Origin of the sequence: Burkholderia sp. E168m23, from assembly GCF_016586125.1 — a bacterium.
In the GTDB taxonomy this organism is placed as follows: Bacteria; Pseudomonadota; Gammaproteobacteria; order Burkholderiales; family Burkholderiaceae; genus Burkholderia; species Burkholderia orbicola.
On sequence record NZ_BCPP01000217.1, the window covers coordinates 1 to 8187 of the forward strand.

Genomic DNA, 8187 nt, shown 5'->3' on the forward strand with positions numbered 1-8187 from the left:
GGCGCGGCGCTCGCGGGGTGGCTCGGCTGGCATGCCGGATTCGACGCCGTGTTCGCGCTCGTCGGCGTGTTTACGGTCCTCGCCATCGTGAGCACGCTGGCGATTCCCGGGCAGGCGATCGATCATGCGTCCGCCCGTGGTCTCGATCCTGCCGGCGTCACACCGGGCACGGATGCCGCGCATCCCGATGCGGTCGGCGCGGCGCCGACGTCGCGCGTCAGCGGTCTGCGCACGCTCGCCGAAAACCGGCCGCTGGTGCTGCTCGGCGCGTCGCTCGCGCTGTTTCACCTCGGCAATGCAGCGATGCTGCCGCTCTACGGGATGGGTGTCGTCGTCACGCATCGCAGCAACCCGAGCGCGTTCACCGCACAGACCATCGTCATCGCGCAGTTCGTGATGGTCGCGGCGGCGTGGCTCGCGCCCCGTCTGATTCGCTCGCACGGTTACTGGCGCGTGCTGCTGTTCTCGTACCTCGTGCTGCCGGTGCGCGGGGTGGTCGCCGCGGCGTGGATGAGCGAAGCGGGCGTGTGGCCGGTGCAGGTGCTCGACGGCATCGGCGCCGGCCTGCAAAGCGTGGTCGTGCCCGCGCTCGTGGTTCGGCTGCTGCATGGCTCTGGCCGCGTGAATGCCGGGCAGGGCGCCGTCGCGACCGCGCAGGGCATCGGCGCGGCGCTCAGCCCCGTGCTGGGCGGCGTGCTCGCGCAGCACTTCGGTTATCCGGCCGCGTTCGTCGTACTGGGCGCCGTGTCGACGGGCTCGCTCGCGCTGTGGCTCGGTCACGCGCGCTCGCTGAGCAGCGTATGCGGCAAGCCGGCCGATCTGTCGGCGACATCATTGTGAAAGCGATATCGATTCCCATGCCTCCATCCACTTGCCCATGAATCCTGTTTCGCTTGCCTGGCTGATTTCCGCGCTCGCCACCGCGGGCGTCATCACGCGCCCGTTCGGCTGGCCCGAGGCCATCTGGGCCGTGAGCGGCGCGCTGCTGCTGGTCGTGTTGAACCTGTTGCCCGTCGCGCAGGCGCTGGACGCCGTCGCGAAAGGCGGCGACGTGTACCTCTTTCTGACGGGCATGATGCTGCTGTCCGAGGCGGCCCGTCGCGAGGGGCTGTTCGACTGGGTCGCGACGCACGTCGTCAATCTCGCGCAGGGCTCGCCGCGGCGGCTGTTCGCGCTGATCTACGGCGTCGGTGTCGTCACCACGGTGTTCCTGTCGAACGACGCGACCGCCGTCGTGCTGACACCCGCGATCCTGGCCGCCGCGCGTCGCGCGAAGGCCGACCCGATGCCGCTGCTGTACAGCTGCGCGCTCGTCGCCAATGCCGCGAGCTTCGTGCTGCCGATTTCGAATCCGGCGAACCTGGTGCTGTACGGCGCGCACATGCCGGCGCTCGGCGTCTGGCTCGCGCACTTCGCGGCGCCGTCCGTCGCGTCGATCGCGTGCACGTTCGTCATGCTGAGGATCGTGCAGCGACGTGCGCTTGCCGGCCGTTGCGAGTCGGGGCTGCCGGTGCAGCCGCTGACGAGCGGTGGACGCATCGCGCTCGCGGGCATCGCCGCAACGGCCGTCGCACTGATGGCGGTGTCGGTGTTCGACCGCCCGCTCGGGTTGCCGACCGCGCTGGCGGGTGTCGTCACGGTCGCGTGCGTGGTGATGCGGGATCGCGCGGCCTGCGTGCCGATCGTTCGCGCGATTTCATGGAGCGTGCTGCCGCTCGTCGCGGGCTTGTTCGTCGTCGTCGAGACGCTCGACCGGACCGGCGCGGTGCGCGTACTAGCGGGGCTGCTGCATACGCTGATGCAAAGCGGCGAGCACGTCGCCGCGGCCGTGGCCGGCGTCGCGGTCGCGCTGGTGTCGAACGCGGTCAACAACCTGCCTGCCGGGCTGATCGCGAGTTCGACGATCCAGGCCGCGCACAGCCCGCAAACGGTGGTCGACGCGATTCTGATCGGCGTCGATCTCGGCCCGAACCTGTCGATCACCGGTTCGCTCGCGACGATTCTGTGGCTCGCGGCGATCCGGCGCGAAGGGCTGCAGGTCGGTTTCCGCGCATTCCTCGCGGTCGGGGCGTGCGTGATGCTGCCGGCGTTGCTGCTCGCGCTGGGGGCGCGCTTCGTGGTAGGCGGCTGACGCGCGATGGCGGTCGCGTCAGCCGCCCGGCCGCGCTAGAACGAGTAGGCGAGCGATGCTAACAGGCTGCGCGGCGCGCCCGGCGTGACCCACAGGCTGTTGTACGAGCTGACGTAGGTGGTGCGGTTGAACAGGTTGTTCAGCACGACCGACGCACGCAGGTGCTTGTTGACCTGAAGGTAGCCGTTGAGCTGCACGGTCGCGTAGGCCGGCAGCTCGAAGCCGTCCTGCGTGTTGGCCGTGTTGCCGGCGCGGCGCCCGACGTAGATCACGCCGGCACCCGCGCCGGCCTTGTCCGCGAACGGCAGGGTCGTCTCGTACATCAGCAGCGCGCTGCCGCTCAGCCGCGGTACGTCGACGAGGCGCGAGCCGGGCGCCAGCACCGAATCGCGCGTGACCTCGGCGTCGACGTACGCGAGGTTCGCGATGCCGCGCAGGCCGTGACCGAGGTCGCCGCTCCATTCGAATTCGATGCCGCGGCTGCGCACTTCGCCGGCCGCGCGCGAGAAGCCGGCATTCGCTGGATCGGCGGTGAGCACGTTGCGTTTGGTGACGTAGAACGCCGAGACGGTCGTGAGCGAGCGCGCGCCGGCCCATTTCGCGCCGGCTTCGTAGCCGTGGCCCTTTTCGGGATCGAACGCGCGGCCGTTGATGTCGGCACCGTTGTTCGGCCGGAACGAATACGCGGTGTTCGCATAGAACGACCACGCGGGGCTCATTTCATACACGACGCCGATACGCGGACTCACCGCGGTCTGCAGCTGGCTCGTCGTCATGCCCTTCAGGCGGTTGTCGATCGACTGGTGGAAGCGATCCCAGCGCAGCCCGGCCAGGATTTTCCAGTGCGGCCCGAACGCGAGCGTGTCCTGCGCGTAGACGCCTTGTCCGTCGTCGCGTTCGAGCAGGTTGGTCGCGGTGCGCGGCGTCGGCGCGGGCTGGCCGTAGACCGGATCGAAGATGTCGATCGCATACGGCACCGAAGCGCTCGGCGTGGAGCGCGTGACGAACTGGTCGTAGTTGAAGCGATACGCATCGACGCCCATCACGAGCGTGTGGCCGATGCTGCCCGTGCGGAACGCGCCGGTGGTTTCGAGACGGCCTTGCAGGTCGTTCGAGTGAAACGCGACCTGCCGGTAGCGGCGCCACAGCGTGCGGCCGTCCGGCTGCAACGCGAAGGCCTCGGACGAGCGCCCCGTCAGGTCGGTGTTGCGTTGCGCGACGCCGGCATTGATCGACCAGCTTGAATCGATGCGATGCTCGAGCGTGAACTGGTGACCCGTGTTGCGCACGTCGTAGTCGCCGTCGCGCGGCTCGCCGAGAAAGCGCGACGCGGGGATCACGCCCAACTGCCCGTTGACCGCCAGCACGCCGCGATCGAGCGGCGCGCGCTGACGCGCGCTCTCGAATTCGTAGTGGAGCGTCGTGTCCGCGCCGATGTCCCACGTGAACGACGGCGAGAACAGGTAGCGTTTGCTCGACACAGTGTCGCGAAAGCTGCCGTTGTTCTCGTTCATCGCGACGAAGCGGTACGCGAGCGATTTCGTGACGGGGCCGGTCGAATCGAGTGTCTGGCGCAACGCGCCGTAGCTGCCGGCCGACACGCCGATGGTGTTCGCGCGGGCGAACTGAGGCTGCTTCGTCGTATAGCTGATGATCCCGCCCGGATCGCCGCGGCCATACAGCGCGGACGCCGGCCCCTTGAGCACTTCCATGCGCTCGAGGTTGACGGTGTCGCGCGGCACGCTCATGCCGCGATTCCACGAAAAGCCGTTGACCAGGTAGTCGGTGCCGGACGTGTTGCCGTCGCCGGCGAAGCCGCGCACCGCGTAGTTGTCCCACAGGCCGCCGAAGTTGTTCTGGCGCGAGACGCCCGCGACCCAGTCGTAAAGATCGTCGCCGCGCGTGGCGGCCACGGTCTGGATCAGCTTCGTGTCGACGCTGCTGACCGCGAACGGAATCTCCATCACGTCCGCCTCGCTGCGCGTCGCACTCGTCGATTCGCGCGTGCGAAACGGCGCCGTCGCGCGTTGCGCGGAGACCTCGATGGTGGGCAGCGCCGTTTCCTGCGCGTCGGCTGCGCCCATGCCGGTCGTGCCGACGACGATGGCCATCGGTGCGGCCGCCCAGTTCCTCCTGCTCATACTCCTCCCGTGCTGTGTCGGTGCGTTCGGGCACGGCGGGCGGCCTCGCGTCGACATCTGTGTTCCAAACAGTACATTTGCGCGGCAATTTAATGCAAATGAGAGGCATTTGCAATCGTAATTTTGAGAATTGATGGGGAGGGGAAGGGTGCACGGCACGGAGGCGGTCGATCTGGTGTGCGGGTTTTGCAAAATACCGAATTGTGGGAAATTAATCGTTTCGTGGAGGGGATCGGATAGTGCCTCCATCTCGTTCGTACGGTGAAATTGCGAGAAATGTCGGGTAGACGTGATCCGTCGTGGATCGGAAAAACGGAGTGGGTCGTTTGACAAATACCGTAATTCGGGATTACATTAAAACCACTTCAGCCAAACCCGTCGAGCAGCCGCATGAACATCCCACAGTCGGACAGCGATATCGAAACAAGCAGCGGGGCGAGCGTCGTCCTCACCACGGCGCGCGACGCCGGCGTCGACGTCTGTTTCGCCAATCCCGGCACGACCGAGATGCCGTTCGTCGGTGCGCTCGATACCGTGGCGGGCATGCGCTCGATCCTCGGGCTGTTCGAGGGGGTGTGCACGGGCGCCGCGGACGGCTATGGCCGCATGGCCGGCAAGCCCGCGATGACGCTGCTGCACCTCGGGCCCGGCCACGCGAACGGCATTGCCAACCTGCACAATGCGCGCCGCGCCCGCACGCCGATCCTGAACATCGTCGGCGATCACACGCGGGAGCATCTGAAGTACGACGCGCCGCTGACGTCCGACATCGAGTCGCTCGCCCGTCCGGTGTCGGTGTGGTATCGCAGCGTGGCGCGCGACACGGATCTCGCGACCGATACGGCCGATGCGATTTCGGCCTCGATGGGCGCGCAGCGCGGCGTCGCGACCCTCGTGCTGCCCGTCGATCTCCAGTCGGCCAGGGTGCGCGGCGCGGCGTCGCCCGCCGTCGTGCGCCCGGCCGCGGTGTCGTTCGATGCCGCTCGCGTCGAACGGGTTGCCGATCTGCTGCTCAGTGGCCATCGCGCCGTCCTGCTGATGGGCGCGCGCGCGCTGTCGGCCCGCGGGCAGCGTGCGGCGGCGCGCATCGCGGCCGCGACCGGCGCGACCTGCTTCAGCGAGACGTTTCCCGCGCGCGAGGAGCGCGGCGGCGGCCTGCCGGACATCGACCGCCTGCCTTATTTCCCCGAGCCGGCGCTGGCCGCGCTGGCCGGCCGGCGCGTGGTGCTGGCCGGCGCGCTTGCGCCCGTCACCTACTTCGGCTACGAGGGCATTCCCGGCGAACTCGCGCGACCGGAGGACATCGTCACGCTGGCCGCGCCGGGCGACGCGGCGGACGACGCGCTGGAGGCGCTGGCCGATCGCATCGGCGCGTCGACGAACGACGCGGGTGTACGCGTCGAGCGCTGGCGCGTGGAGGATGGCCCGCTCACGCCGCAGGCCGTCGGCCGCGTGCTCGCGAATGCGTTGCCCGACGACGCGATCGTGTCGATCGAGGGCGGCACGTGCGGCTATCCGTTCGTGACCGCATCGGCGCGCGCGCGTCGCCACACGATTCTCACGAACACGGGCGGGGCGATCGGCCAGGGCCTGCCGGTGGCACTGGGCGCCGCCGTCGCGTGCCCGGACCGCCGCGTGTTCGCGCTGCAGTCCGACGGCAGTGCGCAGTACACGATCCAGTCGCTGTGGACGATGGCGCGCGAGCGTTTGCCGATCGTGATGCTGATCGCCTCGAACCGGCGCTACGGCATCCTGCAGACCGAACTCGCGCGCAGCGGCCTGCCGGCGGATACGCCGCATGCCAGCCGCCTGACCCAACTGGACGACCCGCCGATCGACTGGCTCGCGCTGTCACGCGGCTACGGCGTGCCGGCTCAACGCGCGAGCGACACCCGTGCGCTGGTGCAAGCGCTCGACGATGCGCTTGCGCGCACCGACGGGCCGACGCTCGTCGAAATGCAGTTGTCCTGATCGCGCAACCCGCTCCTTTCCTCAATCCCGACTCTCACCTTTCATCGACATGGATCTGCAACTGCACGGAAAAGCCGCGTTCATCACCGGCGGCAGCATGGGCATCGGCAAGGCGGTCGCGCTCGAACTGGCGCGCGAAGGCGTCAACGTCGCGATCGCCGCGCGCCGCATCGAACACCTCGAAGCGGCCGCCGCCGAGATTCGCACGGCGCTTGCGCCGCTCGGCGACGCGGCCGGCGAGATCCTGCCCGTCACGGTGGACACGACCGACATGGCGTCGATCGAAGCGGCGATGGCCGCGAGCGTCGAGCGTTTCGGCCGGCTCGACGTCCTGCTGAACGGCGCCGCGCATCCGGGTGGGCTCGTGCGCGCGGAGCTGGAGCACGCCGATCCGCAGGGGCTGCTGCAGGACATCGACATCAAGGTGGTCGGCTACCTGCGTTGTGCGAAGGCGGCCGCGCCGTATATGCGGCGCAACGGCTTCGGCCGGATCGTCAATATCGGCGGCCTGACCGGCCGCGGCAGCAAGCAGCTGTCCGGCATGCGCAACGTGGCGATCGTGCACCTGACCAAGACGCTGTCCGACCAGCTCGGTCCGTTCGGCATCACGGTCAACACGATTCACCCGGGCGTCGTCGAGACGCCGCACATCCACGAGCTCTACGAGAAGGAAGCGCAGAAGCAAGGGCTCACGGCCGCGGAGGTCGCGGCCAACTACGTGAAGGTCACGCCGATCCGTCGCGTGCTGCAGCCGGAAGAAATGGGGTGGATCGTCGCGTTTCTCGCGTCGCCGAAGTCCGGCTCGATCACCGGCGAGTCGATCGGCTGCGACGGCGGGCTCACGCGCGGCATTTTTCTCTGACACAAGGAGCATTTCATGACCGCAACCGTACTGGTCGCCACCGCCGGGCAAGGCATCCTGCGCTCGAACGACGACGGCAAGACCTGGCATCGCCTCGGGCTCGCCGAACCGATCGAGTTCGACGGCATCGTGCGCGCGCTCGCGGTGTGCCCCGCGACGCCGTCGCGGATCTATGCCGGCGCCGATTCGGGCCTGTGCATCAGCGAGGATGGCGGCGCGCACTGGTTCCGGCCTGACAACCTGCTGAACGGGCAGACGGTCTGGTCGATCGCGATCGATCCGGCGAACCCGGCGGTGCTCTACGCGGGCACCGGCGCGCCGTCGCGCGCCGCGCTTTACAAGTCGAGCGACGCGGGCGTGACCTGGGAGAGAACGGCACCCGCGTTTCCGGAGTTTTGCTCGGGCGTCAATCGTCCGCGGCTGCTGACGATCTGCGTGGATCTGGACGACAGCCGCAACGTCTGGTACGGCGTGGAGGAGGGCGGCGCGTGGCGCAGCCGCGATGCCGGTGCGAGCTGGACGCGCGTGGACGGCCCCGGCACCGCGATCCGCAACAGCGACATTCACGCGATCGCCATCCTGCCCGCCATGCAAGGCCGCCCGAAGACCACGGTGCTGCTGACGGTCAACGCGGTGTACGTGAGCGAGGACGACGGCTTGACGTGGGACGGCAAGCTGTCGCGTGACCGCTTCGACGGGCTGTACTACACGCGCACCGTCGTGCAACTGCCGGAACCGGAAGGCGACCTGCTGATGGCGATCGGCGACGGTACGCCGGGCACCCGCAGCCGCATCTATCGCTCGACCGACCGCGGCCATGCGTGGCACGAGACGGATCTGCACACGCCGCCGAACTCCACGTTCTGGGCGTTCGGCGCGCATGCGGCCCGGCCGGCGCTCGTTTATGCGGGCACCAAGTACGGGCACCTGTTCCGCTCGCGCGACGGCGGCCGTAACTGGACCAAGGAATGGCGCGAGTTCAGCGAGATCACGGCGGTCGCGTGGACGCCGTTCGAGGCGCCGCTGGCCGCCCACGCGCAGTCGACCCATTGAGCGGAGCGAACGATGACACTGTCCGATAT

6 protein-coding genes are annotated in these 8187 nt (G+C 68.7%); 5 read left to right on the forward strand and 1 reads right to left on the reverse strand.

The window, feature by feature from the left end:
* Together JMF90_RS13640 and JMF90_RS13645 are read left to right on the forward strand one after the other, a co-directional pair.
* Positions 1-840, forward strand: an 840-nt coding sequence (locus JMF90_RS13640; protein ID WP_201325160.1) for an MFS transporter, incomplete at its 5' end; no start/stop codon positions are given.
* A 37-nt stretch (positions 841-877) separates the two neighbouring features.
* Positions 878-2131 carry an arsenic transporter gene (locus tag JMF90_RS13645; protein ID WP_011549888.1) on the forward strand — a complete coding sequence of 418 codons (1254 nt, stop codon included), beginning with the start codon at positions 878-880 and terminating at the stop codon, positions 2129-2131.
* A gap of 35 nt (positions 2132-2166) precedes the next feature.
* Here the strand turns inward: JMF90_RS13645 and JMF90_RS13650 are convergent, their stop codons facing one another.
* A complete protein-coding gene (locus JMF90_RS13650; protein WP_011549887.1) occupies positions 2167-4272 on the reverse strand; it encodes a TonB-dependent siderophore receptor in 2106 nt (701 codons plus the stop codon).
* A 390-nt stretch (positions 4273-4662) separates the two neighbouring features.
* Between JMF90_RS13650 and JMF90_RS13655 the strand changes: the two genes are divergently transcribed.
* Genes JMF90_RS13655 through JMF90_RS13665 form a run of 3 tightly spaced genes read left to right on the forward strand, consistent with a single transcriptional unit; the run spans position 4663 to position 8158 of the window.
* On the forward strand, positions 4663-6243 hold the full coding sequence (locus tag JMF90_RS13655; RefSeq protein WP_054928656.1) for an acetolactate synthase large subunit: 1581 nt from the start codon (positions 4663-4665) through the stop codon (positions 6241-6243).
* Between the two features lie 49 nt (positions 6244-6292).
* Positions 6293-7105, forward strand: a complete 813-nt coding sequence (locus tag JMF90_RS13660) for an SDR family NAD(P)-dependent oxidoreductase (RefSeq protein WP_011549886.1) — start codon at positions 6293-6295, stop codon at positions 7103-7105.
* 15 nt (positions 7106-7120) lie between these two features.
* A complete protein-coding gene (locus JMF90_RS13665) occupies positions 7121-8158 on the forward strand; it encodes a sialidase family protein (protein ID WP_201317270.1) in 1038 nt (345 codons plus the stop codon).
* Positions 8159-8187 lie beyond the last annotated feature (29 nt).